The 24,502-nt window shown below is 66.8% G+C and carries 23 protein-coding genes; 17 read left to right on the top strand and 6 right to left on the bottom strand.

The annotated features are described in order from the left end of the window. Window positions 1-53 precede the first annotated feature (53 nt). Complete coding sequence (locus tag AB0L57_RS27220; protein ID WP_364967824.1) at window positions 54-1,223, bottom strand: thiolase family protein; 1,170 nt, start codon at window positions 1,221-1,223, stop codon at window positions 54-56. A 148-nt stretch (window positions 1,224-1,371) separates the two neighbouring features. On the opposite strand from AB0L57_RS27220, the gene AB0L57_RS27215 reads away from it, so the two are divergent. Then, the gene (locus AB0L57_RS27215; protein WP_364967821.1) at window positions 1,372-3,021 is read left to right on the top strand and encodes an FAD-dependent oxidoreductase; all 1,650 of its coding nucleotides are present in this window, start codon (window positions 1,372-1,374) and stop codon (window positions 3,019-3,021) included. A gap of 66 nt (window positions 3,022-3,087) precedes the next feature. On the opposite strand, the gene AB0L57_RS27210 is transcribed toward AB0L57_RS27215, so the two are convergent. Beyond that, entirely contained in the window at window positions 3,088-4,239 is a 1,152-nt protein-coding gene (locus tag AB0L57_RS27210) for an acyl-CoA dehydrogenase family protein (protein WP_364967818.1), read from the bottom strand. Between the two features lie 43 nt (window positions 4,240-4,282). Then, complete coding sequence (locus AB0L57_RS27205; protein WP_364967815.1) at window positions 4,283-5,452, bottom strand: SRPBCC family protein; 1,170 nt, start codon at window positions 5,450-5,452, stop codon at window positions 4,283-4,285. A 141-nt stretch (window positions 5,453-5,593) separates the two neighbouring features. Between AB0L57_RS27205 and AB0L57_RS27200 the strand changes: the two genes are divergently transcribed. Beyond that, complete coding sequence (locus AB0L57_RS27200; RefSeq protein ID WP_364967811.1) at window positions 5,594-6,589, top strand: GNAT family N-acetyltransferase; 996 nt, start codon at window positions 5,594-5,596, stop codon at window positions 6,587-6,589. 15 nt (window positions 6,590-6,604) lie between these two features. Here the strand turns inward: AB0L57_RS27200 and AB0L57_RS27195 are convergent, their stop codons facing one another. After that, window positions 6,605-7,645, bottom strand: coding sequence for a lytic transglycosylase domain-containing protein (locus tag AB0L57_RS27195; RefSeq protein WP_364967808.1), 1,041 nt, complete (start codon window positions 7,643-7,645; stop codon window positions 6,605-6,607). Between the two features lie 286 nt (window positions 7,646-7,931). Here AB0L57_RS27195 and AB0L57_RS27190 point away from each other — a divergent pair, with 286 nt between their 5' ends. From AB0L57_RS27190 to AB0L57_RS27145, 10 genes are all read left to right on the top strand, one after another. Then, window positions 7,932-8,933, top strand: coding sequence for an ABC transporter ATP-binding protein (locus AB0L57_RS27190; protein ID WP_364967804.1), 1,002 nt, complete (start codon window positions 7,932-7,934; stop codon window positions 8,931-8,933). A 328-nt stretch (window positions 8,934-9,261) separates the two neighbouring features. Further along, a complete protein-coding gene (locus AB0L57_RS27185) occupies window positions 9,262-10,173 on the top strand; it encodes an ABC transporter permease (protein ID WP_364967801.1) in 912 nt (303 codons plus the stop codon). Window positions 10,174-10,189: 16 nt separating this feature from the next. Then, window positions 10,190-11,062: an ABC transporter permease gene (locus AB0L57_RS27180; protein WP_364967799.1), complete on the top strand. Its 873-nt coding sequence runs from the start codon at window positions 10,190-10,192 to the stop codon at window positions 11,060-11,062. 4 nt (window positions 11,063-11,066) lie between these two features. Further along, the gene (locus AB0L57_RS27175; protein WP_364967796.1) at window positions 11,067-12,155 is read left to right on the top strand and encodes an Mce family protein; all 1,089 of its coding nucleotides are present in this window, start codon (window positions 11,067-11,069) and stop codon (window positions 12,153-12,155) included. Beyond that, window positions 12,152-13,165, top strand: a complete 1,014-nt coding sequence (locus AB0L57_RS27170) for an MlaD family protein (protein WP_364967793.1) — start codon at window positions 12,152-12,154, stop codon at window positions 13,163-13,165. The genes AB0L57_RS27175 and AB0L57_RS27170 overlap by 4 nt, the downstream gene beginning before the upstream one ends. Further along, window positions 13,162-14,172 carry an MlaD family protein gene (locus tag AB0L57_RS27165; RefSeq protein ID WP_364967790.1) on the top strand — a complete coding sequence of 337 codons (1,011 nt, stop codon included), beginning with the start codon at window positions 13,162-13,164 and terminating at the stop codon, window positions 14,170-14,172. Before AB0L57_RS27170 ends, AB0L57_RS27165 begins: the two co-directional genes overlap by 4 nt. A 1-nt stretch (window position 14,173) precedes the next feature. Beyond that, window positions 14,174-15,274 (top strand): MlaD family protein, encoded by a 1,101-nt coding sequence (locus AB0L57_RS27160; protein ID WP_364967787.1) that lies wholly within the window; start codon window positions 14,174-14,176, stop codon window positions 15,272-15,274. Beyond that, a complete protein-coding gene (locus tag AB0L57_RS27155) occupies window positions 15,271-16,272 on the top strand; it encodes an MlaD family protein (RefSeq protein WP_364967784.1) in 1,002 nt (333 codons plus the stop codon). Before AB0L57_RS27160 ends, AB0L57_RS27155 begins: the two co-directional genes overlap by 4 nt. Beyond that, window positions 16,269-17,225 carry an MlaD family protein gene (locus AB0L57_RS27150; protein WP_364967782.1) on the top strand — a complete coding sequence of 319 codons (957 nt, stop codon included), beginning with the start codon at window positions 16,269-16,271 and terminating at the stop codon, window positions 17,223-17,225. Before AB0L57_RS27155 ends, AB0L57_RS27150 begins: the two co-directional genes overlap by 4 nt. 61 nt (window positions 17,226-17,286) lie before the next feature. Then, window positions 17,287-17,940 (top strand): hypothetical protein, encoded by a 654-nt coding sequence (locus AB0L57_RS27145; protein WP_364967780.1) that lies wholly within the window; start codon window positions 17,287-17,289, stop codon window positions 17,938-17,940. Window positions 17,941-17,998: 58 nt separating this feature from the next. Here AB0L57_RS27145 and AB0L57_RS27140 read toward each other — a convergent pair whose 3' ends face one another. Both AB0L57_RS27140 and AB0L57_RS27135 read right to left on the bottom strand, forming a co-directional pair. After that, window positions 17,999-18,145, bottom strand: coding sequence for a hypothetical protein (locus AB0L57_RS27140; RefSeq protein WP_364967777.1), 147 nt, complete (start codon window positions 18,143-18,145; stop codon window positions 17,999-18,001). Window positions 18,146-18,207: 62 nt separating this feature from the next. Further along, window positions 18,208-18,807 (bottom strand): helix-turn-helix domain-containing protein, encoded by a 600-nt coding sequence (locus AB0L57_RS27135; protein ID WP_364967774.1) that lies wholly within the window; start codon window positions 18,805-18,807, stop codon window positions 18,208-18,210. A gap of 87 nt (window positions 18,808-18,894) precedes the next feature. Here AB0L57_RS27135 and AB0L57_RS27130 point away from each other — a divergent pair, with 87 nt between their 5' ends. The 5 genes from AB0L57_RS27130 (at window position 18,895) to AB0L57_RS27110 (ending at window position 24,494) form a co-directional block, all read left to right on the top strand. After that, window positions 18,895-20,079: a Rieske 2Fe-2S domain-containing protein gene (locus AB0L57_RS27130; RefSeq protein WP_364967773.1), complete on the top strand. Its 1,185-nt coding sequence runs from the start codon at window positions 18,895-18,897 to the stop codon at window positions 20,077-20,079. Next, complete coding sequence (locus AB0L57_RS27125; RefSeq protein ID WP_364967770.1) at window positions 20,027-20,863, top strand: enoyl-CoA hydratase/isomerase family protein; 837 nt, start codon at window positions 20,027-20,029, stop codon at window positions 20,861-20,863. Before AB0L57_RS27130 ends, AB0L57_RS27125 begins: the two co-directional genes overlap by 53 nt. Then, window positions 20,860-21,504: a PaaI family thioesterase gene (locus tag AB0L57_RS27120; RefSeq protein WP_364967768.1), complete on the top strand. Its 645-nt coding sequence runs from the start codon at window positions 20,860-20,862 to the stop codon at window positions 21,502-21,504. The genes AB0L57_RS27125 and AB0L57_RS27120 overlap by 4 nt, the downstream gene beginning before the upstream one ends. Then, window positions 21,501-22,751 (top strand): CoA transferase, encoded by a 1,251-nt coding sequence (locus tag AB0L57_RS27115; RefSeq protein WP_364967765.1) that lies wholly within the window; start codon window positions 21,501-21,503, stop codon window positions 22,749-22,751. Before AB0L57_RS27120 ends, AB0L57_RS27115 begins: the two co-directional genes overlap by 4 nt. Window positions 22,752-22,952: 201 nt before the next feature. Further along, entirely contained in the window at window positions 22,953-24,494 is a 1,542-nt protein-coding gene (locus tag AB0L57_RS27110; RefSeq protein ID WP_364967762.1) for an AMP-binding protein, read from the top strand. The last annotated feature ends 8 nt before the right edge of the window (window positions 24,495-24,502 follow it).

The following is a 24,502-nucleotide window of genomic DNA, read 5'->3' as shown; positions in this document are numbered from 1 at the left end:
GCCCGAACCGATTTGCCGGTTCGGGCGCACGCTGTGTTCTGCGCCGGGCGGTACTACAGTCGTTCGATGATGGTCGCGTTGGCCATGCCGCCGCCCTCGCACATGGTCTGCAGGCCGTAGCGCCCGCCGGTCTGTTCGAGGTGATTCAGCATGGTGGTGAGCAACCGGGTGCCCGAACCGCCCAGCGGATGTCCCAGCGCGATCGCGCCGCCGCGCGGGTTCAGCCGCTGCGGATCGGCGCCGAACTCGTGCTGCCAGACCAGCGGAACGGGTGCGAAGGCCTCGTTGACCTCGTAGGTGTCGATGTCGTCGATCGTCAGACCGGCCTTGTCGAGTACCTTCCGGGTGGCGGGGACGACCCCGGTCAGCATGAGCAGCGGATCGCTGCCGGTGACGGCGAAGCTGTGGAATCGTGCGCGGGGCCGCAGGCCGAGGGCGGTGGCCTTCTCCTCGCTCATGATCAGCACGGCCGACGCGCCGTCGGTCAAGGGGGAGGAGTTGCCCGGCGTGATGCGCCAGTCGATCTCGGGGAATCGCTCGGCGATTCGCTCATCCCGGAACGACGGTTTCAGCCCGGCCAGTCCCCCCACATCGGTCGAGGGGCGTACGGTCTCGTCCATGTCGGCCCGGGTGTCCGGTCCGACGGTGATCGGCAGGATCTCGGAGGCGAAGTCGGCGGCGGCCGCGCGCGCGTGGGAGCGGGCGGAGAACTCGTCCAGGGTGGTCCGGTCGAACTTCCAGCGCGCGGCGATCAGTTCGGCCGAAATCCCCTGTCCCACCAGCCCTTCGGGGTAGCGGGCGGCAATACCCGGGCCGAAGGCGTTCTTGCCCAGCGTCGCCGTTCCCATCGGCACCCGGCTCATCGACTCGACACCACAGGCGATGGCGATGTCGTAGGCGCCGGAGATCACGCCCTGTGCGGCGAAGTGGGCCGCCTGCTGGCTGGAGCCACACTGGCGGTCGATGGTGGTGGCGGGCACCGCTTCCGGGAATCCGGCGCCCAATACCGCGCTGCGAGTGATGTTGAGTGCCTGTTCGCCGGCTTGTCCCACACAACCGCCGATGACGTCGTCGACGAGTGCGGGATCGAGTTCGGTGCGGTGGATCAGTCCGCGCAGCACGGCCGACAGCAGTTCGGTGGGGTGCAGATTCGACAGTTGGCCGCCCGGTTTGCCTTTGCCGGACGGCGTGCGGATCGCGTCCACGATCACTGCGGTTGTCATAGGTGTTTCCTCTCTTCGGGGCCGCCGAGCTGTCACCGGGCTATTGCGTGGCGCCGGTCACTCAGCGTATAACAAAATACAAATAACGTCAGCTGTACGGTGTCCTCCCCGTTGGATCCGGGTCGAGAGCCGTGGATCCGGAGGAGAGATGGCGCACGTCATCACACAGCCCTGCTGCAACGACGCCGGTTGCGTGTCGGTCTGTCCCGTGGACTGCATTCGCCCGCGCCCCGGCGAACCGGATTTCGGTCGCGCGGAGCTGTTGCACATCGACCCGGCGACCTGCATCGACTGCGGTGCCTGTATCGACGAGTGTCCGGTCGACGCCATCGTTTCCGAGGGAGATCTGACCCCGGCCACCGAGCCCTACCGTGAGGTCAACGCGGCGTACTTCGCCACGGTCGGTGTGCCGGCACCGCCGCCGGCCGAGCGGCCCGCAGTCGAGGTGGCCGAGCGTGGGCCGCTGCGGGTCGCGATCGTGGGTTCGGGGCCGTCGGCGTGCTATGCGGCCGAGGATCTGTTGTCGCGCCGGGAGATCGATGTCGAGATCACCGTGTTCGACAGACTTCCGGTGCCGCTCGGCCTGGTTCGCTACGGAGTCGCGCCCGACCATCAGCACACCAAACAGGTCGCCGACGCGTTCGGCCGGACGCTGAGCCGGCCGAACCTGGCGCTCGAGCTCAACGTGGAGGTCGGAACCCACATCAGCGCCGCGGAACTGCTGCAGCATCACCACGCCGTGATCTACGCGACCGGTGCGTCGCAGGGCCGTGCCCTCTCGATTCCGGGCGAGGATCTGGCCGGTGTGCACTCGGCGACCGATTTCGTGGGCTGGTACAACGGGCATCCCGATCATGCGCACCGCGCCTTCGATCTGTCGGGCGAGCGTGCGGTGGTGATCGGGAACGGCAATGTCGCCCTGGACGTGGCCCGGATTCTGGTCACCGATGTCGCCGCCCTGGCACGCACCGATATCGCCGGCCACGCGCTGGAGGCATTGGCCGCGAGCCGGATTCGTGAAGTCGTCGTCGTGGGCCGGCGTGGGCCCGGGCACGCGGCGTTCACCACACCGGAGCTGCTGGGGCTCGGCGCGGTGGACGGGCTGGACGTGCGCTGCGACGAACTCGGTCCGCCGGGGACGCCGCCCGGCGACGACCCGGTGGCCGGGCTCAAGGCCAGGGTGGCGCGACAGCTGTCCGAGCGCGCGGCCGGTGTGGGCAATCGCAGCATGGTGTTCCGATACTTTCTGTCTCCGAGTGGTTTTCGCGGCGCCGGGGCCGTCGATGCGGTCGAGTTCACGCGGACCGAATGGAGCGCGGCGGGGCAGCTGCGTGCGACGGTCATGCGTGAAACGGTTTCCTGCGGGATCGTGCTGACCTCGGTCGGCTATCGCGGGATCGCCGTGCCCGGCGTGCCCTTTTCGGAGTCCGAGGGGACCATCCCGCACCGGGGCGGCCGGGTCACCGAACTCGATGGCACCCCGGTGCCGGGCACCTATGTGGCCGGCTGGATCAAACGTGGTCCGTCGGGCGTCATCGGCACCAACCGATACTGCTCACAGGAAACCGTGTACGCGCTGGTGGAGGATTTCGCCGCCGGGCGACTGTCCGCACCGCGCCGATCGCGCGCGGATCTGGACACGTTGCTCGCCGGTCGGCAGCCGAGCCGGCTCGATACCCGCGGCTGGAAGTCGATCGACGCCGCCGAACGCCGGGCGGGCCGGGCCGAGCGGCGTCCCCGGGTGAAATTCGTGGGAATCGCGGAGTTGCTGGCGGCGGGCGGTTCCGGTGCACGCTGAGCCGTCCGCGGCAGGGGCGCAGGACCTTCCGGAGCCGGCGCGGTCGTCCCGCGCCGGCTCGGAGGGTCAGGAACGCAGGAGGTCGCGATGGATGATCTCTTTCATGATCTCGTTGGTCCCGCCGTAGATGCGCTGGATGCGGGCATCGATGAAGGCCTTGGCGACCGGATATTCCATCATGTATCCGTATCCACCGTGCAGCTGCACTCCGGCGTCGATGACCTTGCCCTGCAGCTCGGTGGCCCACAGTTTGGCCTTCGCGGCGTCGACGGCGGTCAGGGTGCCGTTGTTGTACTCACGAACACACCGGTCGATGTAGGCGCGGGAGACCTCGGTGGCCGTCTGCAACTCGGCCACGGTGAATCCGAGACCCTGGAATTCACCGATCGGCTTACCGAAGGCCCGGCGCTGCTTGATGTAGTCGAGCGTCCAGCCGAGCACGGCCTCCGCGGAAACCTGTGCGGCGATACCGATTCCGAGCCGCTCCAGCGGCAGGCTCTGCATCAGGTACCCGAATCCGCCGCCGAGGTCGCCGAGCCGATTCGCATCCGGCACCCGGACATTGTCGAAGAACAGTTCCGCGGTGTCCTGGGCGTGCAGGCCGACCTTGTCGAGTTTTCGGCCACGCGTGAACCCCGGGGTGCCGTCCTCGACCACGAACAGGCTGAAACCGCGCGAACCGGCGTCGCGATCGGTGACCGCGAAGACGATCACCAGATCGGCGAGCATACCGCTGGTGATGAAGGTCTTCGACCCGTTGATCACCCACTGGTCACCCTCGCGGACCGCGGTGGTCTGGGCCGCCCGCAGATCGCTGCCGGCACCCGGCTCGGTCATCGCGATGGCGCCGATGGTCTCGCCGGTGACGAACCCGGGCAACCAGCGGCCACGCTGCTCGGAATTGGCGTGCCGCAGCAGATAATTCAGGACGATGTCGTCGTTGGTGGAGAAGCCCGACTGTAATGCCGAGGCTCCCACCCGGGCGATCTCGGACTGGATCATCACCCGGAAGCGATAGTCGGTCTCACCCGCACCACCGAATTCCTCCGGGACCGCCAGGCCGAGCAGGCCCTGCTGGCCGGCCGCGCGCCACGTGTCGCGATCGATGAGCCGGTCGGCGTCCCACTTCTCCATCTTGGGGACGACGTGGCGTTCGACGAAGCCACGTACGGTCCGGCCGAACAGCTCGTGATCGGGCTCGAAAAGGTCTGTTCTCACTGCGTTCCTCCTGTGCCGGGGCGAATGCGCCCCGGCGCCGTGGTCATTTCTGCGTCAGCAGCTTCTGTGTCTCGCGACGGAAGACTTGATTGGCGACTTCGTTCTGCCCCAGCACCATGCGTCCCGCACTCGCGCTGGTCATGCCGCGCTGCGAGTCGCGCAGCAGCGGGAAGTCCTCGGCGTGCAGGACGTCGAGCAGGATCTGCCAGTTCTTGTCCCAGAGCCGGGTCCACTTCTCCTCGGTCATCCGGGTCTGTTCCACCGGCGGGACGATCAGGCGCATCTCCATCCGGCTGCGTTGTGGCTCGGTCGGGTGCGGGCGGAAGGTCAGCAGCTGGAAATGATCGGGCTGGCGCAGCAGTGTGCTGTTGGGCAGCAGGAAGTGCGTCTCGGTGACATCGCCGGCCAGGCTGCGGTCACCGGGATCCTCCTCGATCCAGCGATCGATCGACTTGCGCGGCGCGATGAACCGGCAGTGCCGGCCGAAATCGTCGAAGGCCAGCACATTGGTGTGGATGTGTTTGGCCGCGGTGTTGGGGTGCGCGTACTGGATGTGATAGCCGTCGAGGAAGGCGTCCTGCATGATCTTCCAGTTGACCGGCTCGTCGAAACCCTCGGCCTGCACGCAGACCTTCGATTGCAGGTCGTAGGTGGCCAGGATCGCGTCCATCTCCGGCCCCAGCCACGCCGCGACGTCGATATCCGCGCCGGCGTCGTCGACGACCCAGATGAACCCGTGCCGCTCTTGGGTGGGCAGCTCGATCAGTCCGAGCGTCTCGCGTTCGGCCTCGCCGAACGTGTTGTCGCGGGTGATGGTTCGCAGACTGCCGTCCATATCGTAGGACCAGCGGTGATAGGGGCAGGAGAACAGCCGGCACCGGCCCTTGTCCTCCTTCTCCAGCAGAGCGCCGCGATGGCGGCACAGATTGACCAGCGCCTTGACCCCGCCGTCGCGCTGGCGGACCACGATGATGTTGTTCCTCGGCATCTGGAGGGTGAAGAAGTCACCGGCGCGCGGGATCTCGGATCCGTGCGCGACGATCGACGGCACCCGCCCGAAGATCAGATCGCGTTCGTGCTGGGCGACGGTGGGATCGGTGAACTCCGTGGGCTCGAACCAGGTGACGTGGCCGAACTCGTCGGTGGTGTCGTTGCGCAGGTGCGTCAGAGCGCGACGAATTCGTTCCTCGCGCGGGGCGCCGACCTCGGTCATGGCGTATCTCCAATGTCTCGCAACCTGGCCCGGATGTGCTCCGGGCATTGGGGTTAGCGTCCTGAGCTGTTGGTATGGTGTCCTAAATCTAACTCATGTAGGTTTATGTGTAAACCGGCGCGGCGCGAGAAGGGCGGGACGATGATCGACTACACCTGGTGTCGGCAACTCGGCGAACAGGACCGGGCGCAAGTCCTGGCCCTGGTCCGCGCGGCCGCGGCCTACGACGACGAGGCCGGATTCTCGATCGTGGGGGACCACGCGGTGGAGTCGGTTTCGAGCGACGGGCGATCGGTGTGGCACCTGGCGATCAAGGCGCGTCGCGGCCTGAGTGTGCGACCGGACGTGCCCATGGTGATGGTGGCCTATCTGAACCTGACGATCGACAGCCGAGGCCAGGGCACGATCCGGTACACCGTCCACCCCGACTATCGCTCGCGCGGAGTGACGACACTGCTCGTCGAGGAGCTGGGCCTCGATGTATCCGCATCCGGTGGCTGGTGTGGCCGGGGAGCGACATCGCTGCGGTGCTGGGCCTACGGCAGCCATCCCGCCTCCGAACGACTGACCCGCCGGTTCGACATCGCGGCGGCCGCCCGGCTGTGGACCATGGTGCGGCATCTGGCCGGACCGTTCGCGATGCCGTTGACGCCGGCCGCGTTCCCGGGCGGCGTGGAGGTGAGCGGGCCGGTCGACCTGGCCGACGACGCGGTCGCCGCGACAGCCGGCGACATGCTGGCCCGGCAGGGGCTGACCGAGGCTCGATTCGACCAGTTCCGCACCGAATTCGGCGAACGGTGCGGGCGGATCGTGCTGGCGTCGGCCGGCTGTGAGCGTCCGGCGGGAATGGTCTGGTTCGATCCGAATCCGATCCGCCATCTGGAATTGCGCGGTGCCTGGGTACGAGCGCTGATCGTCGTACCGCAGATTCGCGGGGGCGGCCTCGGTGCGGCGCTGCTGACTCGCGCCCTCGACGAACTCCGCGATGCCGGGGCGCAGGTGGTGCTGATGCGCATCGATCCCGACGATCCCGCCGCCGTCCGGCTGTCGCGCCTGCTCGCGTTCGAGCAGGAGGATGCGCACGCGTGCTATCAGATCGGTGACTGGGAGGATGTCCCCGCGTTCCCGGCGCGATGAGTGCGACGGGGCCCTTCACGCCGGTGGGGGACAGAGGATTCCGCACGGGATCGGGGGCAGGCCCGGGATGTGGATCATCGGTGCCGGTGCCGGTGCCGGTGCCGGTGCGGGGGTGTCGGGCGCCGGATCGACATCGGGGGACACGGGGGTCTCGGCACCGCGCGCACGCTCGTCGCCGTCGTCCGGCGCGGACCCGAGATCAGGTGGGACGGGCGTGAGATCGGCCGGATCGACATCGTCGCCGGCATAGATCCGAGACCATGTGAGCACGGTCGACGCGTAGGCCGCCGAATGGTTGTAGCGCAGGATCGCGCGCAGCCGCTGATCCGGATCGCGAAGATCGGTGCCGTCGGCGCACAGATATCTGCCTGCCGCGAGAGCCGCGTCGTAGATGTTGTCGGGGTCGGCGATTCCGTCGCCGTTGCCGTCGGCGCCCCAGCGTTGCCAGGTGTCCGGGAGGAACTGCATCGGACCGACCGCGCGCACATAACCGCTTGCGGCGCGGATCATCTCGTTCCCCGGCAAGGTGCCGTCCAGGGCGGGCCCCCGGATCGGTGAGTTCGTCGTCCCTCGGGCGTCCAGATCGCCCGAGCGGGCGTGACCGGATTCGATTCGCCCGATCCCGGCCAGCAGGTTCCAGGTGAGGCCGCACTCGGGGTGAGAGGTCCGCAGGGTCAGTTCGGCATTGCGGTATGCGGCCAGCACCTGCTCGGGGATCGTGGACCCGGCGCCGCGGGGAGCTGGGCTCGCGGCGGGATCCGGCGGGGGTGGGGTCGCCGCGGCGGTCGGTGGCGGCGGTGCGGGGTGTGGTCGATAGGCCACGACGCGCGCCGGCACCGGCATCGGGCCACCGGAGTCCTGATCGTCATGTTGGTGTACCGCAATCGATTCCGCCGCCGCGGGGACCGGTCCGGCGGGTGGTGCGGGCCGGCCGCCGGCCGTGGAAGAGCCGGCCGCCAGGAGTCCGGTCACCGCGACGGCGGACACCAGTGCCGCTGTCCGGCCGGGTGTGGATTGCTTGTCCGTTGTCGGATGGACACGACGATGTGACCGCATCGGGCAGCTCCCTGGATTCGCGAATTCGCTGCGCGCCAACGCTGTTCGGGTGTCCGGCCGGTGCGGCCTCCCCGAATGTGGCGGCCCCCCGTGTGTTCGAAGGCCACCGTCGATCGGAGGCCGAAGCTATCATTGCACGAATTCTGTGATCCGTCTAACGTTGGACGTCTATCGTTGTTTGTATCACAGCTGCGCGTCCGGCCGTTCGTGCGAACGGCGTGCGCCGGGTTCGCGGCTGTCCACAGGCGCTGTCGCCGATGCGCCGAATCTCGATCCAGGAGAGCCCATGGGTGTCGAAGTGAGTACCACCGGAATCACCAAAAGTTTTGGTGCGCAGACGATTTGGCGGGATGTCAGCGTGACGCTCCCGGCCGGTGAGGTGAGTGTTCTGCTCGGCCCCTCGGGTACGGGGAAATCGGTGTTCCTGAAAGCGCTCATCGGCCTGCTGCGGCCCGAGCGCGGATCGATATTCGTCGATGGCACCGACATCACCGTCTGTTCCGCTTCGCAGTTGTACGAGATCCGGAAGCTGTTCGGTGTCCTGTTCCAGGACGGCGCCTTGTTCGGTTCGATGAATTTGTTCGACAATGTCGCGTTTCCATTGCGCGAGCACACCCGTAAGGGCGAATCCGAGATCCGGCGGATCGTGATGGAAAAACTCGAGCTGACCGGTCTGGTCGGCGCGGAAGGCAAACTGCCGGGCGAGATCTCCGGTGGCATGCGCAAACGCGCCGGCCTGGCGCGGGCCCTGGTCCTCGACCCCGAGGTGATTCTGGTCGACGAACCCGATTCGGGATTGGATCCGGTGCGCACGACCTATATCAGCCAGCTGTTCCTCGATATCAACGCCCAGATCGACGCCACGTTCCTGATCGTCACGCACAACATCAATCTCGCCCGCACGGTGCCGGACAACATCGGCATGCTCTTTCGCCGCGAGCTGGTCATGTTCGGTCCTCGCGAGGTGCTGCTGACTTCCGATGAGCCGGTGGTCCGGCAGTTCCTCAACGGCCGCATGGTCGGTCCCATCGGGATGTCCGAGGAGAAGGACGAGGCGCAGCGGGTGCGCGAACAGGCGCTGGTGGCGGCGGGCCATCACGCCGGCGGGGTCGAGGAGATCGCGGGAATCGTTCCCCAGATGCAGGCCACGCCAGGGATGCCCGAGCGTCGTGCCGTGGCCCGGCGCCGCGCACGGGTGCGCGCGTTGCTGCCGAGCCTGCCCGCGGCGGCGCGCGCCGCGGTCGAGTCCAGTTTCGCCGACGAGCCCGCATTGCCGGTCGTATCGTAAACCGAGCTGTTTTACAAAATACGATTGACGTAACGCGTAAAACGAAGTAAATTCTCTATGAGCCACGACACGTGACCGCACACAATTTCCCATCGCCGTGCGGCTCGGCGTCCGGTATCCCGGATTCCCGCCGTACCGCCTCTCGCTTCCGCCCCGTTCGGTTTTCCTTTCCGATCGAACCTGCGCAGAGCGTTGAGCGGCAACGGATTTCACCACCGATGACATCCGCGGAAGCGGTCGGGTGATTCCCGAACACCATTCACCAGAAAACGATTACGCCGGCGCGGATGTCGCACGCGTCGGATACCCATGGAGGGAGGTGCCACCGATGAGTACTACCCAGGCACCGATGATCGCCCACGCGCTACCCGGCCCGGCCGGGCCGGCACCGGCCCGCCCCGAGGTCGCGCCCTCCGCCGCGCGAGCGTCGTGGTGGCATCGTCTTCTCGCGCATCTGCGCCGGGCGCCGCGCGACAGCCTCGCGACCCTCGGCCGCTCTGCCCGACTGACCGGCGCGGTGGTGCGGTATTCGGTCGTGGACACCGTGCGGCTGCGGATGCCGGTACACGAGCTCGTCGAACAGATGTGGCTGCTGTTGAAGGTGACCGCGCTACCGGCCTTGCTGATGGCGATTCCGATCGGCGCCGAGGTATCGGTTCAGGTGGGCGGCATCATGAATCAGGTCGGTGCGAATTCGCTGGCGGGGGCGGCCAGCGGACTGGGTGTGGTCGGGCAGGGCGCGCCCATGGCGGCGGGCCTGCTGATGAGCGGTGCGGCCGCCTCGGCGATCGCCTCCGACCTCGGCGCCAGGTCGATCCGGGAGGAGATCGACGCCATGCGGGTCATGGGGGTGGATCCGGTCGAGCGCCTGGTGATGCCCAGGTTCGTGGCCATGATCGCGATCGCTCCGGTGCTGTGCATCATCATCGTCGCCGCGGGAGTGTTCGCGGGCCTGATCATCTCGGCCAATGTCAATCATGTTGTGCCGGGCAGTTTCTGGCAGTCCTTCGGCGCCTTCGCCACTCCGACCGACCTGGCGTTCTCGGTGCTGAAGGCGCTGATCTTCGCCGCGATCGTGGTGCTGATCGCCAGCCTGCGCGGTCTCGAGGCCAAAGGTGGCCCGAAAGGGGTGGCGAATGCCGTCAATGCCTCGGTGGTGCTCAGTGTGTTCTGCATATTCATGACGAACCTGCTGATCAGCCAATTGCAGATGATGTTCTTCCCGGCCAGGCTGGCATGAATCGATTGGCGTGACAATGAGTAGTCCATCGCAATCTCCGTATCTTCTCCCCGCATTCGCCGCACGTCCTGTTCGCGCGCTCGGGCGGGGCCTGAGTGACTTCGCCGGTGAGCTCGGCCAGGTGGCCATATTCATCGCGAAGACGCTGTATCTGCTGCCGATCACGGTGCGCCACTACCGGAAACAGACGGTGCAGACGATGAACAACATGGCCTGGGGAAGCGGTTCCCTGATCGTCGACGGTGGCGTGGTCAGCCTGATGTTCTTCCTCGGCGTCGCGGTCGGCGCCGTGGTGGCGATCGAGGCGTTCATGGCGCTGAACCTGCTGGGCTTCGGCGCTCTCACCGGAATCATCGGTTCCTTCGGCAATATTCGCGTGATCGCCCCGATCATCACCGGTATCGGCTTCGCGGCCCAGGCCGGCTGCCGTATGACGGCCGAAATCGGCGCCATGCGCATCGCCGAGGAAATCGACGCCACCGAAGCCATGGGCCTGCGCGCGATTCCGTTCGTCGTGGGAACCAGGCTGGTCGGCGGAATGCTGGTGATTCTGCCCGGATATCTCATGGCGCTGGTGATCGCGTTCTTCACCGGCGGGATCATCGTGAAGGTCTTCCATCATCAGCCACCGGGCACCTACGACCACTATTTCGCCCAGTTCCTGAGCTGGCCGGATCTGACGGCATCGGTGATCAAGGCCGTGGTCTTCTGCGGAGTGGTGACGTTGATCCATTGCTACTACGGCTATTTCGCCTCCGGTGGTCCCGCGGGCGTGGGCGCCGCGTCCGGGCGGGCGATCCGGGCCAGCCTCGTCGCCATTGTGGTGCTGAATTTCGCTATGACAGTGGCGATCTGGGGCCTGAGTCCGCTGCTCGTGTTCAAAGGATAGGGTGATGGCCAAGACACGTAATCAGGATTTTCTGCGCGGTACCGACCGCCATCAGAAGCGCGTCGTGGAGATCGCGGCGGTCGCGGTCGCCGCGGTGATCGCGCTCGTGCTGGTGGTCGCGCTGTGGATCTACCCGCGCTACCACAAGCCGGCCGGCCTGGCGCTGAATATCGAAGTGCCCTATGTGGGTCCGGGCGTCGGTACCGGCACGAAGATCATTCTGCACGGTGCGGAGATCGGTGAGATCACCCGGCTGGAGAAGACGAAGCCGGATACGGTGCGGATGGGTGTGCTGCTGCGCTCGGAGGTTTCGGCGCAGCTGACCGACGGCTTCGACCTCGATTTCCGGCCGCAGAACTATTTCGGAATCACCGCGGTGGACCTCGTGGCGCATTCCGGGGGCAATCGCCTGGTGGCGGGCAGCACGCTGAACAAGATGCCCACCGGCGACTTCACCATGTCGACGATGCTGGAAAAGGGTTCGCTGGCCATCGACGGAACACTGACCCAATCCATGGTGATCACCCTGAACAAGGTCGTGCGCTACACCGACGGGCTCACACCGCTGATCCAGTCCGGCATCGTCTTCGCCGACCGGGTGGCGGCCACCCAGCAGGCGATGCCGACGGAATTGATGCGGCGCGCCGACGACATCCTCTCGGTGCTACCGGCTTTCAGCACCCAGGCGGTCGATGCCCTCTACAACGTCTACGACAGTGGATACAACCGACGGCCCGACGGCTCGATCGGGGTGGACGACGCGTTCATGGACAAGACCGACAAGGGTCTCGGCCTGGCCGCCAACAGTCTGTTCGGCAAGGCCGGCCGGCTGCTGGCCTCCCACGGCGAGGAGTTGACGCCGGTCACCCAGCTCGTCGCGGCGTTGACCGACACCGTGCCGCACATCCTCGGCGGTGGAGCCGTCCCCGACAAGGTGATGACACTGATCGACCGGTACGACGCGGCTTTCGGTACGAGCGAAGGCCGCAAGACGCTCAACCTCCGAATCGTCGTCGACGATCTGCCGATGTTCGCGACCCCGCTCGGGCTGACCGGCATCGCGACCGCGCCCGCCGGAGAGGAACACCGATGAGCCCACGCGCGAAACTCTTCGTCACCCTGGGAAAGCTCGGCGTCGCCGCGGTGGCGGCCGTGGTGCTCTTCTCGATCATCCTCAGCGCCATCAAGAATCCGGTCCGCGGTGACACCCGCACCTTCGCCGCCGAGTTCACCGATGTCTCCGGTCTCCACGTGAACGGCGACATCCGGACGAAAGGTGTTCGGGTGGGCAAGATCTCGGACATCACGCTCACCCGGCGCAACGGCACGAGCATCGCCGAGGTGAGGTTCTCACTGGAACGGCCCTACCGCCTGACCGACAACACGGTGCTGGCGGTGAAATATCAGAATCTCACCGGGATTCGGTACGTCGATCTGCAGGCGCCCGCGCAACCCGGCCGGCCGGTCGACCGGCTGGGCACCGACCGGACCAAGCCGTCGTTCGACATCACCGGTCTGTTCAACGGTCTGCAGCCGGTCCTGAACACGATGAGCACCGACGAGATCAACGCCTTCATGCAGAACGCCATCACCTTGCTGCAGGGTGACGGATCGGGTCTGGCGCCCATGCTCGACAGCGTCCAGAAACTCACCGATCTCGCACACGACCGGGAACAGGTGATCTCGACACTGGTCACGAACCTGTCGCGTATCTCCGATTCGATGGGTGGTAGATCGCCGCAGGTCATGGAGTTCCTGAAATCGCTGAGCTTCCCGATCGCCAAGGCGATGACGGTGCTGAGCGAATTCCCGAAGACGGCGAAGTTCGGTCCGGAGTTCCTCACGCCGGTGCATCGCCTGATCACCGAACTCGGACTGTCCCGCGATGTGGACGTGGACCAGTTGCTGACCCGGGCGTTCGCGTCACTGCCCCAGGCCGCCGACGCGCTGCGGTTGCTGCCGGTGGCCTTCGCCGGACTGCAGCTGCCGCAGACCACGGCCGCGCCGGCAGCGATGAACTGCACGAACGGAATCGCCGAATTGCCAACCGAAGTCGAGGTTCTGCTGAACGGGAGTGAGGTCGTGGTATGCAAGGGCCGGTGACGAACCGACCGCGCGGCGGTGCGGTGCGTGCACTGCTGCGACGAATCGCGGCGAGTGAGATCCTGCTGGGCACGCTGGTGGTCGGAACCGCGATCGTGGCGCTGAGCGCGACGACGGTGTTCTACACCCATCCGGTCGGCCGGCGCACGGTGGCCTTCGAGACCACCGATGCCTCGGCGCTGTCGACCGGGCAGGAGGTCCGGGTCGCCGGGATCACCGTCGGGAAGATCACCGAGGTGTCCTTCCGGGCGGATACGGTACGGGTGGAGGCGCAGATCGCGCAGGACACCTTCATCGGCGACGACTCGCACGTCGAGGTCCGGATGCTGACCCCGGTCGGCGGATACGCGGTCACCGTCGTCCCGCTCGGCACCACGCCGCTGGGATCACGCGTGATCCCGGCCGACCATGTCACCGTCCCGTATTCGATCGGCGATGTACTGCAGGCGGCACCGCATGTGACCGACCGGGTCGAGGGTGGCACCGTCGATGCGAACATCGATCAGGTGGCCCAGGCGCTGCAACACAATTCGACCTCGGTGGGCTCGGTGATCTCCGGGATGAACAGTATCGCCACGGTCATGGACCGCCAGCGCGAGCAGATCGAGCAGATCACCGGGCTGGCGTCGGAATATCTGAAGTCGTTCAACGGCAGCCGGGATTTCGTCTTCGACCTGATTCGCCAGATCGATCTGGTGGTGGCCACCTACGACAACGCCCACGTCGGCTTCAACGAGGCCTACCGTCTGCTCGGCGATGTGCTGATGCGGGTGCAGCCGGAGATGAAGTTCTATCTCGATCACAAGGATCAGGTCCATGCCGCGATCGACCAGGTGCGGTCCTCGATCGAGAGTTTCGGCACGAATATGGGCCCGGCGATCGACAAGTTGCAGGGGCTGCGGGCCCAGCTCGAGGCATGGCTGTCCCCGCAGGGGCTGGCCACGATCTCCGGCGGCACGGTGCTGGCCTCGAATGTCTGTGTTCCTCTGCCCGGGCGGACGTGCTGAGATGACGATGAACAGGAGATATCTGATCGGCGTGGGCGGGGTCGTCGCGCTGGCCCTGGTCGCGGGCGTGGGCTTCACGGTCGTGGATCCGGACGGCGCACCGTCGCATTCCGGATTCTGTGCCCAGATGCCGGATGCGGTCGGGCTGTACCCCGGAAATCCGGTGACGCAGATGGGATTACCCGTCGGCCGGGTGGATCGAATCCAGCCCCGGGGCGATCACGTCGAAGTGACGTTCGCGCTCGACGGCGGCCGGCGCTTCCCGGCCGATGTCCGCGCGGTCACCCGCTCGAAGTCGATCCTCGCCGATCGCAGTGTGGAATTGGTCGGCAATTATCACTCGGGGCCGGAACTGACCGCGGGACAGTGTATTCCGGTGCAGCGCAGCTTCACTCCGAAGAGCATCTCCGAGATCGCCGGCTCGGCGGCGGATTTCATCGACGCGCTGAGCCCTGACGACAGCAGAGACAGTTTCGAGAAGGCGGTCGACGGATTCGAGCAGGCACTGCGCGGTCAGGGCGGTAACGCCCGGTCGATGATGGTGCACGCGTCCGCCGCCGCCGCGAGTCCGGACCGGTTGACCGCCGACATCGGTTCCATCATCGAGAACATGGCCCCGCTGACCGATGAGGCCCTGCAGCGCTGGCCCGCGATCCAGGCCATCCTGGACCGAATGCCCGAGGTGGTCGATGCGGGGATCGATCTGTGGCCCGGTGTCGTCGATGTCTGCGTCGGCGTCGGCTGGCTGGTGAATCTGCTGCACGACATCCAGACCAACTACGGCGGCGATATCTGGCCGCTGCTGCAGGGACCGGTCGTCGATGCCATCCATCTGGCCGCGAGTCGCTCCAAAGATATTGCGAACCTGCTGGAATCGATCCCGTCGGTCGCGACGATGCTGCGGCAGCAGTCGGCGAACGACGGCGGATTGTCCATCGACTACCGCCCGCCCACCGTGCGGATCGACTCGCCCACGGGGCCCGAACTCTGTGACGCGGTGAACCGGGCGGCGGCGCCGGGGAGCTGCGCGACAGCCGATGGTCACCTCGAGGTTCCGGCGACGGGCCTGTTGGATCTGGTGCTCGCGAAAGGCCGGCGATGAAGACGACAGGATGGAAGAACGGCGCCCTGGCGACGATGCTGGGATGCGGGCTGCTGGCCACCACCGCTTGTTCGGTGGGGCCCGACGATCTGCCCTCCGTCCGCGGTGGCGTGGGGGCGGGCTATCAGCTCGAACTGCAGTTCGCCAGCACGATGAATCTGCCGACCGGCGCCGATGTGATGATGGACGGCCTGCGTGTGGGCGAGGTTCAAAAGCTCACCGCGGCAGAAGGTTTCGTCTCGGTGGACGCGCACATCAAGGACGGGACCGAGGTCCCCGCCGGCGTACGCGCGGTGATCCGCCAGAACACGCTGCTCGGCGACACCTATATCGCGCTCGATCACGAACCGGTGGTGCGGGGACCGTACCTCCCGGCGGGCGGAACGGTGTCGGTCGACCACACCAGTTCGCCCCCGCAGCTCGAGGACACGATGGCGGTGCTCGCCTACTTCGTCAACGGCGGCAGCATCCAGAAGATCGAGGACGCCATGACCGGAATCAATGCCGTCATGCCGCAACCACGGGATGTGCAGCGGCTGGCGAGCGTTGTCGCCGGCGACATGCGCGATCTGGCCGGTGATACCGGCGAGATCGATCGGATGCTGGCCGGCTTCTCCGATACCGGCGCCGCGATCGACGCGAAGGGCCAGACCCTGGCGACGCTGTTCGCACCGCGGACCGAACACTATTGGCGCCGTACCGCGGTCAGCATCGTGTCCTACATCAGCCAGATCCTGCCGTCGGTCGGCAGCGTGTACGAGGGCGGGCTGTGGATGGTGCCGATGCTGAACTCGCTCGCCGACACCGGCGGCGTCGCCCGCGACATCTGGGACCGCGCTCCCGCGGATACGGCGAAACTGTCGGATTTCCTGCGCACGACGCTACTTCCGTTCGCCCGGAATCCGTCGGTCGACATCCGCTCGATCGATACCGCCGGAGGCGATCACCTCGTCGCCGACGTCGAGAATCTGCTGCGCATGCTGGGAGCGGTGAAGTGAACCTCAAAGTCGTCGCATCGATCGCGGGTATGGCCGTGATCGCCGGATCGTCGTTCGCCTACCTGAACCACATCGGTCTGGACACCGGCGCCCTGCGTCATGTCCACACGGCGGCGATGTCGGTGCCCGACACCAACGGACTGGTGGTCGGCTCGCGGGTATTGCTGCGTGGCGTGGCGATCGGACACGTCACCGGTGTCGCCGCGACCGCGGGGCACGCGGACATCTCGTGGAATTACGAACAGGGGTACCGGATTCCGGCCGACAGCCGATTCCGCGTCGACAATCTCTCGGCCCTCGGTGAGGCGTATCTGTCGGTATTGCCCGCCACGGCGACGGGGCCCTATCTGACCGACCGGGCGCGGATTCCCGCCGCGCGTGTGGTGGTACCGACCACGTTCCAGGAGTTGTCGGCACGGCTGACCCGCATGCTCGAGCAGGTCGAGCCCGATCGAATCCGCGAGATCTTCAGCACGATCGACGTCGCCCTGCCCGACGATCCCTGGGTGCTCGACGACCTGTCGCGCGCCGGTGCGCTGCTCGCGCGCACGCTGACGGCACGATCGGGCGATCTGACCCAGTTGCTGACGGCGCTGCAACCGCTGTTGCAGGCCAGCGGCACCGTTCCCGGTGATCTCGCGGGCGCGACGCCGCGGCTGGCCGCATTCGGATCGGGCTTCACCGATGTGCTCGGCGGGGTGCACTTCGCCGCGTCGTTCGGCCCGCTGACGAGTATCGAGGACGGTGCCGCACCGCTGATCGACCAGTTGCAGCAGTTCCTGGACAAGAGTTCCGGCGATCTGCAGACCCTCGGAGTCGATCTGCTGCCCGGAGTCCGAGCGTGCGCCGCGGCCATGTCGACGGTCGACATCGGACGATTCCTCGACAACGCGCTCACCGCGACCGCCTCGGGAGACGCGGTCACCGTGCACATTCGACCACCGGGGAGGTAGCCCCTGAACCCGCGCCGCCAGCCAACCCCGTGACCGCCACCCCGCACGCGAAGAAGGTCCCATGACTCAGTCCGGCTCAGTACTCACCGACCCCGAATCCGTCGACACCGCGACGTCCGACGACGCCGCTGCCGAACAACGATCCACACTGGCCGCGGCCCTGAACCGGGGGAGGCGGACCGGCGAATCGTCGATCAAGCTGAAAACCGTCGCCGTGGCGGTGATCGTGATCCTGCTGGCCGTCGCGGTCGCCGTCCTCGGCTGGCAGCTGCACGACAAGAACGACCGAATCGATGCCGCGCGAGCGGAGCGGACCGAGACCGCCCACGCCGAGCAGGTGGCACTCGATTACGCCACCGCGGCCGCGGAGATGAATTTTCAGGATCTCGCTTCCTGGCGTGCCCGCCTGACCAAGGGCACCAGCCCGGAACTGTCGAACCGGCTGACCCAGGCGGCGGGCTCGATGGAGCAGATCATCACCCCACTGCAGTGGGTGTCGACCGCGAAACCGGTTGCGGCCAAGGTGCATACGAACAACAACGGCAGCTACACCGTGGACTGCTTCGTCAGCGTGCTGACCAAGAACAGTCAGGCGCCCGAAGGTATCCAGTCCACGGCGACCTATTCGCTGACCCTGGACAGTCACAGCAACTGGACGATCACCGACATCGGCGGGATCGGATCCGCACTGGGCGGGGCCACTCCGCCGAAGTGAGCGCCGAATCCGGGCCCGGTATCCGCACAGCGCGGATACCGGGCCCGGTCGCATGTACTCAATTGATCACGGGCAGGACCGGATGGCACGCCGGTGGCGCAGCGCTGTGCGGGGCCAGCGCGTTGCGGACCAGGCGCAGCGTGATGTCGTCGTATATCACCGAGCCGTGGAACACCTGGTCCTGCGGGCAACTGTCCTGGATCACAACATTCGAGACATTGGGCGCGGCCGGCAGCCGGGCTTCGTCGCTGGTACGGCGAACCCGTCTCAGCGGAGCAGGGCCGGAAGCAGGTAGGTCCGCAGCTGGGCGCGGATGTGGTCGAGATCCTCGGCGTCGTCCGTGCTGCCCCGGGCGATGTAGTGCATCTCCAGCTCCGATATCCATTCGCACAGCAGCCGGATGTCCAGATCGGCGCGGATCGTGCCGGCGGCCTGTGCGTCGGCGAGGATCGGCTGCCACAGCTCGTAGGTCAGTTCGACGGCCCGGCCGGACTCGGTGAGCAGCCGGGCCGCGAGCACCATCTCGCCGGGGGAGACCAGTCGATGCACCATCGGGTCGCGGCGGCCGCGGCGCACGTCCTCGCAGATGCCCTCGACGATGCGCTCGGCGACGGTCGGCCGTCGCGCGATGAATTCACGCGCGGAATCCATGTTGGCGTGGGCGCGGCGGACCACCGATTCGGTGACCAGGGCGTCGCGATCGGCGAAATAGCGGTACACCGTCGCGCGGGAGCTCGACGCGGCCCTGGCCACGTCCTCCATGGTGGTGCCCGCGATGCCGAGGCGGGCGAAACAGGATTCTGCCGCGGTGAGAATGGCCGACCGGGTGTCGGCCGGGCGCTCGATGTCCGTGCCGCTTCCAGTCACGGAAAGCACCGTATCAAGTTATCAAGGAATCGAAAACCTTTAGATAAGACACTAGACAATGATTGTCTCGTGTGCCACTCTCGGAACATGGAGCGCGACGAGAAGATCAGGCTCACGCGGCGGCTCATCGCCCACGTGGACAACAACACCACCGACTATGCGGACGACCTTCTCCGCGTGCCTTTTTCGGTCTTCGACGATCCCGATCTCGCGGCCAAGGAGCGCGATGTGGTGCGGCGATTTCCGCATATCGTGGCGCATGTCGACGAGTTGCAATCCGCCGGCGACTTTCTGACCACCGAGCTGATCGGCACACCCCTGCTGGTGGTCCGGCAGAACGACGGCGGCGTGAAGGCGTTCGCCAACGTGTGCCGCCACCGTGGATCCCGGGTCGAATTCGCCGACTCCGGATGTAAGCGGGTCTTCGCGTGCCCGTATCACAACTGGTCCTACGGCAAGGACGGTTCCCTGCGCGGTATGCCGCATGCGGAGGGCTTCGACGGCATGGTGCGTGCCGACTACGGCCTGGTCGAATTTCCGTGCGAGGTCCGGCACGGATTGGTCTGGGTGGTGCCCACCGCCGGCGCCGATCTCGACATCGCCTCGGTGCTGGGTGCCAAACACGACGCGGAAGTCGCCGACACGGGGATGGCCGAGTCGTATCAGGTGCGCAAGGAGACCTGGCGGCTGGACATGAATTGGAAGATCGCCGTCGACGGGGTGCAGGATTCCTACCATCTGTGTCAGTTGCACACCAAGACCGTCTGCAACTACCTCGAAGGCAATATCACCGCCTTCGATCCGGTCGGGCGCTCCTGGCGGCTCGTGGTCGCGCGCAAGGCGATCACCGAGGTCCGCGACGCCGATCCGGACTCCTTCGACGTGCGCGACTACTCGCTGGCGAACTACACGGTCTACCCGGGCACCATGCTGGTCACCGAGCCGAACCACTTCGAGATCTGGACGATCGTGCCGGACAAGGACGATCCGAATGTCAGCTACTGCACGATCCGGTTGCTGTCGCCGCGCAAACCCGAGACCCCGCGCGAGGAGCGGATCCTGGAGAAGAACTGGGAACTGCTGATGGAGACGCTGCACGCCGAGGACTGGTTCGTCACCAAGACGATCACCGCGAACGCCGCGCACGGTCAGGTCGACGAGCTCATCTATGGGCGAAACGAGTTGCCGGGACAGGTATTTCACAACATGGTCGCCGACGATGTCGCCGAGCTCGACCGGCAGCGGGCGGCACAGCCGGCGGGAGCGCGGTAGCGCCGTGCCCCTTGCCGACGAACTACACCGGGACCGTCCGGCGCACGGAGTGCTCCGGCTGACCATCGATCGTCCCGCGGCCCGCAATGCCATGCCGATCGCCCTGCAGCGCCGGCTGGGCACCGCGTTGTCCGAGGCCGAAGCCGACGATTCGGTGCGCGTGGTGATCCTGACCGGTGCGGGTGGGCAGTCGTTCTGCTCCGGGTACGACCTGAAGGAGCTGGCGGCGATGACGCCGCAACAGGCCGCGGCGTCGATGGCCGAGCGTGAGGAGCTGCTGTGGCGCTACCTCACCTGTTCGAAACCGACCGTCGCCGCGATCGACGGCGCCGCCCACGGGGCCGGGACCATGTACGCCGCCTGCTCGGATCTGCGCGTCGGCGGGCCGAACACCACGATGACGGTCGGTGCCGCGAAATACGGCGGCGTGAATCTGACCTGGCTGCTCGACACCTTGATCGGCGGCGCGCGGACCCGGGATCTGCTGATGACCGCGCGTGCCGTCCCCGGCGCGGAGGCGTATGAGATGGGCCTGCTCACGCGTTATGCGCCCCAGGTGGCCGAGGCCGCCGTGGAGATCGCGAAACATGTCGCGGCACAACCGCCGGACGGACTGCGGCAGATCAAGGCGCTGCTCCTCGAAGGAGCGGGCCGGAACCTGCGCTCGCGATACGACCGGGAGAACGCGATCGTCGGATCGACGCTGGGCCACCGGTCCATCACCGATATGTTCTCGACCTTCTTCGCCGGCGCACCGGCACCGGCGGCGAAGGAGGTCCGGTGAACTCCGATATCTGGAATCCCGGATGGGACGACCCGTTCGGCCCGACCGCCGAGTCCGACGACGAATACGCCGAGCTGATCGAGGCGCTGCGTGCCGTCCAGGAGGCGGTGACCCGCAGCCGGCCGACGCCCCGGGCCGCGGCGGCCACCGCCGCTGTCCTGCGTGAAATCGGTAGCGCGATGGCGGAATTCGAAGTCGGCGAGGACGAGCAGATCGCGGGGAAGCGCTGGGATCTGCCCGGGCACGGCCAGGCGCTCGCGCCGCCGGTGCACCTGGACGAGATCACCGAAACCGCCGCGGTGGGCAGGGTGACGGTGAACCGCTTCCATTCCGGCCGATACGCCATGAACGGCGGTGTCGCACCGCTGATCTTCGACGAGATCCTCGCCCGGCTGGCCAACCACGACCGGCCGTGGGCGCGTACCGCGCGTCTTGCGGTCGACTTCCGCGCACCCGCCCCGCTGTACACCGAACTGACGGTGACCGCGCGCCTGGTCCGGCAGCAGGGGCGGAAACGATTCCTGTACGGCGCCCTGCATCACCACGATCTGTTGCTCGCCGAAGCCGAAGGGCTCTGGATCGAGCTGAAACCCGAACAGACACAAGATATTTCGAGAGAACTGAAAGAGGTGGGCGGATGAGCGGCTTCTCCCTGCTGAACGGGATCCGGGTGCTCGAGGTGGCACAGCTCGCGCCGTCCTCGCTGGGCGGACATCTGGCCGACCTCGGTGCCGAGGTGATCAAGGTCGAGTCCGGTCCGCTCGGGGATCCGGTCCGGGTCGGCGGCAGCCGTGCCATCGGGGATCCGGACGGCCCGGCGTTCATGCACCTGCGGTGGAACCGCGGCAAGAAATCGGTGGCTCTGGATCTGCGAACCGAGCAGGGCAAGCAGGCATTTCTCGACCTCGCCCGATCCTGTGACGCCGTGATCGAGGGTATGCGTGGCGGATATCTGGACTGGCTCGGTATCGGCTTCGACCGGCTGCGCGCGGTGAATCCGAAGATCGTGCTCTGCACGGTATCCGGAATGGGTACCGACGGCCCGTATCGCGGATTGGGCACCGGCGGACCGGTTTTCGACGCCTACGCCGGGTTGCGGGAGGTGAATACGCCGGATCGGCCGCCGACCGACGGAATCGCGGGCTCGACCAGCCCGCCGATCGCGATGTACGCGCTGGGCGCCTACGGGGCGATGGGATTGCTCGCGGCACTGCACCGGGCCGCGAACACCGGTGCTGGATGCCGCGTGGAGGTGTCCGGTATCGATGTCGCCACCGCGTGGATGCCGGATCTGGTGGACGCGGAGCTCAATCGTGAGCGTTCGATACCGCGGCCCACCTGGCTGGCCGACGGGCGGCTACCGGACTGGCCCCGGCTCGAGGCGTATCGGACCAAGGACGGCGAGGCCATCCTGTTCGGGTCCCATGTGGAGAAGTTCTGGCGCAATTTCCTGGTCGCGGTCGATCGGGAAGATCTGATCGGAGTGGACCTGGCGACCGCCGACGAGGGAGCTCCGGCACGCGCGGAGCTGGTGTGGCGGGCGCTGACGGAGATCTTCGCGCAGCGCACCAGGGACGAGTGGGTGCGCCTGTTCCTCGAACACGGCATCGCGGGCGGTCCGGTCAACAGCGCCGCCGATATGCTCGACGACCCGCATTTCCGCGCACGGGACAACACCTATCGCGTCGATTACGACGGTGTCGGGGAGCTCGAGTTCGTGGTCAGCCCGGTCCGGGTCGCCGGCGAGAAATTCGCACCCGCCCTGCCACCGCGGGCCGGCGCCGACACCGTCCGGGTCCTGCGGGAGGTGGCCGGCTACGACGACACCCGCATCGCCGCGGCATCCGATCCACAGCTCACCCGGGAAGAGGTACGACCGCCCGGCTGATCCACTGTTCGGCGATGACGACATCCACACGAAAGTTGTTGTGTGGGTGTCGTTTTCGTGCTTTCTGTCGGTAAATTCGGAATCGCGCCCGGTATTGCGTCAGCAATCTATGGGTGTTAGGTTTACGGCACTTGCAGTGAGGGTGGTCACACTCCGCCGATGCCTGCGGCCGGCGCAGCCGGGAGAGGACGAGGAGCTCAGATGAACCTTGCGGACTTGACTCGCTACTGGGGCAAGACTCGCCCGCAGCAGCAGGCGATCGTATTCGGCGACAGCGCGCAGACGTGGGCGCAGGTCGACGCGATCACCGACGCGCTCGCCCGCGGCCTGGCCGCCCGGGGGGTCCGCAAGGGCGACCGGGTCGCGGTGATGATGCTCAATCGGCCCGAGCTGGCCCATGTCATCCTGGCAACTCTCAAGCTCGGCGCCATCAGCGTTCCGCTCAATTTCCGGCTCACCGCCGGAGAGCTGGCGCCGATGGTGGTGGACTCCACCCCCCGGCTGGTGATCGTCGAGGACGATTTCGCGCCACTGCTCGACGTCGCCGCCGAGCAGACCGAATTCGAGATCTACGCCATCGGGGGCAGCGCCCACCGGCCCTATGACAGTCTCATCGACGCGGGCCCGGCGGCCCGGGTCGAGATCGCCGGTGACGACGGCGCCTTCATCTGCTACACCTCCGGAACCACCGGGGTGCAGAAGGGGGCTCTGGTGACCCATCGCAGCGCGATGGCCCCCGGAATCTCGCAGACCGTCAGCCACGGCTTCACCGCCCGCGACCGGGTGCTGTGCTCGGCACCGCTGGTCTATACCGGTTCGGTGCTGTCGATCTTCATGCAACTGGTGGTGGTGCCCGGCTCGACGATGGTGCTGTTGCGTGAGTACGACCCGCAGATCGCACTGGACACTCTCGAACGCGAACAGATCACCGCGACCACCACCGTGCCGGTGATCTGGGAACGCATGACGACGCTGCCCGATTTCGGGGCTCGCAAGCTCGCGACGTTCACCTACGCCGGCACCGGCGGTGCGCCGGTCGGACTGGATCTGGTGGAGTTCTACCGCGACCACGGCATTCCGCTCACCCAGGCCTACGGTCTGACCGAGGCCTCCGGCATGGTGGCCACGCTGAACTACGAGGACGCGTTGTCGCGGCCCGGCTTCGCCGGATTGGCGCTGGTCGGCACCCAGGTCAAGATCGGCGATCCGGGTGTGGACACCCCCGCCGGTGAGGTCGGTGAGATCCTGGTGCGCGGCGAGCATGTGATGCGCGAATACTGGAACAAACCCGATGCGACCGCGGCGACCCTGGTCGACGGCTGGCTGCGCACCGGAGATCTGGGTCTGCAGGACGAGGGCGGTTTCCTCAAGATCGTCGACCGCAGCAAGGACATGCTCATCTCCGGTGGGCTCAACGTCTATCCCGCCGAGATCGAGAAGGTGCTGCACTGCATCGACGGAGTCGCCGACCTCGCGGTGATCGGCGTCAAGGACGATCGGTGGGGCGAAGTACCCATGGTGATCTTCCACAGTGATCGTCCCGCCGCGGAGGTCGTCGCCGATATCGCGCGGCTCGCCGGGGAGAACCTCGCGAAGTTCAAACGTCCCAAGCATGCGGTCGCCTTCGGCGAGCCGCTGCCCCGGACGTTCTCCGGCAAACTCGCCAAACCGGCACTGCGCCGGCGGTTCCCGGAAGCGCCCGCCGAAGCGGTCGCGGTCCAGGGCACCGCCGCCACCGCCTGATCGGTGTG

It is taken from the genome of Nocardia sp. NPDC052254 (genome assembly GCF_040679495.1).
GTDB lineage: Bacteria > Actinomycetota > Actinomycetes > Mycobacteriales > Mycobacteriaceae > Nocardia.
Note: the sequence above shows the minus strand (reverse complement) of the source record. Positions and strands in the feature narration are given on the sequence as shown.

Excerpts from the sequence above, each read along its gene's own strand:
- AB0L57_RS27175 (WP_364967796.1), top strand. The coding sequence starts at position 11,067 with ATGGCCAAGACACGTAATCAGGATTTTCTGCGCGGTACCGACCGCCAT.
- AB0L57_RS27110 (WP_364967762.1), top strand. The coding sequence starts at position 22,953 with ATGAACCTTGCGGACTTGACTCGCTACTGGGGCAAGACTCGCCCGCAG.
- AB0L57_RS27215 (WP_364967821.1), top strand. The coding sequence starts at position 1,372 with ATGGCGCACGTCATCACACAGCCCTGCTGCAACGACGCCGGTTGCGTG.
- AB0L57_RS27205 (WP_364967815.1), bottom strand. The coding sequence starts at position 5,452 with ATGACCGAGGTCGGCGCCCCGCGCGAGGAACGAATTCGTCGCGCTCTG.
- AB0L57_RS27115 (WP_364967765.1), top strand. The coding sequence starts at position 21,501 with ATGAGCGGCTTCTCCCTGCTGAACGGGATCCGGGTGCTCGAGGTGGCA.
- AB0L57_RS27195 (WP_364967808.1), bottom strand. The coding sequence starts at position 7,645 with ATGCGGTCACATCGTCGTGTCCATCCGACAACGGACAAGCAATCCACA.
- AB0L57_RS27180 (WP_364967799.1), top strand. The coding sequence starts at position 10,190 with ATGAGTAGTCCATCGCAATCTCCGTATCTTCTCCCCGCATTCGCCGCA.
- AB0L57_RS27170 (WP_364967793.1), top strand. The coding sequence starts at position 12,152 with ATGAGCCCACGCGCGAAACTCTTCGTCACCCTGGGAAAGCTCGGCGTC.
- AB0L57_RS27155 (WP_364967784.1), top strand. The coding sequence starts at position 15,271 with ATGAAGACGACAGGATGGAAGAACGGCGCCCTGGCGACGATGCTGGGA.
- AB0L57_RS27185 (WP_364967801.1), top strand. The coding sequence starts at position 9,262 with ATGAGTACTACCCAGGCACCGATGATCGCCCACGCGCTACCCGGCCCG.
- AB0L57_RS27145 (WP_364967780.1), top strand. The coding sequence starts at position 17,287 with ATGACTCAGTCCGGCTCAGTACTCACCGACCCCGAATCCGTCGACACC.
- AB0L57_RS27220 (WP_364967824.1), bottom strand. The coding sequence starts at position 1,223 with ATGACAACCGCAGTGATCGTGGACGCGATCCGCACGCCGTCCGGCAAA.
- AB0L57_RS27190 (WP_364967804.1), top strand. The coding sequence starts at position 7,932 with ATGGGTGTCGAAGTGAGTACCACCGGAATCACCAAAAGTTTTGGTGCG.
- AB0L57_RS27200 (WP_364967811.1), top strand. The coding sequence starts at position 5,594 with ATGATCGACTACACCTGGTGTCGGCAACTCGGCGAACAGGACCGGGCG.
- AB0L57_RS27125 (WP_364967770.1), top strand. The coding sequence starts at position 20,027 with ATGTCGCCGAGCTCGACCGGCAGCGGGCGGCACAGCCGGCGGGAGCGC.
- AB0L57_RS27130 (WP_364967773.1), top strand. The coding sequence starts at position 18,895 with ATGGAGCGCGACGAGAAGATCAGGCTCACGCGGCGGCTCATCGCCCAC.
- AB0L57_RS27160 (WP_364967787.1), top strand. The coding sequence starts at position 14,174 with ATGACGATGAACAGGAGATATCTGATCGGCGTGGGCGGGGTCGTCGCG.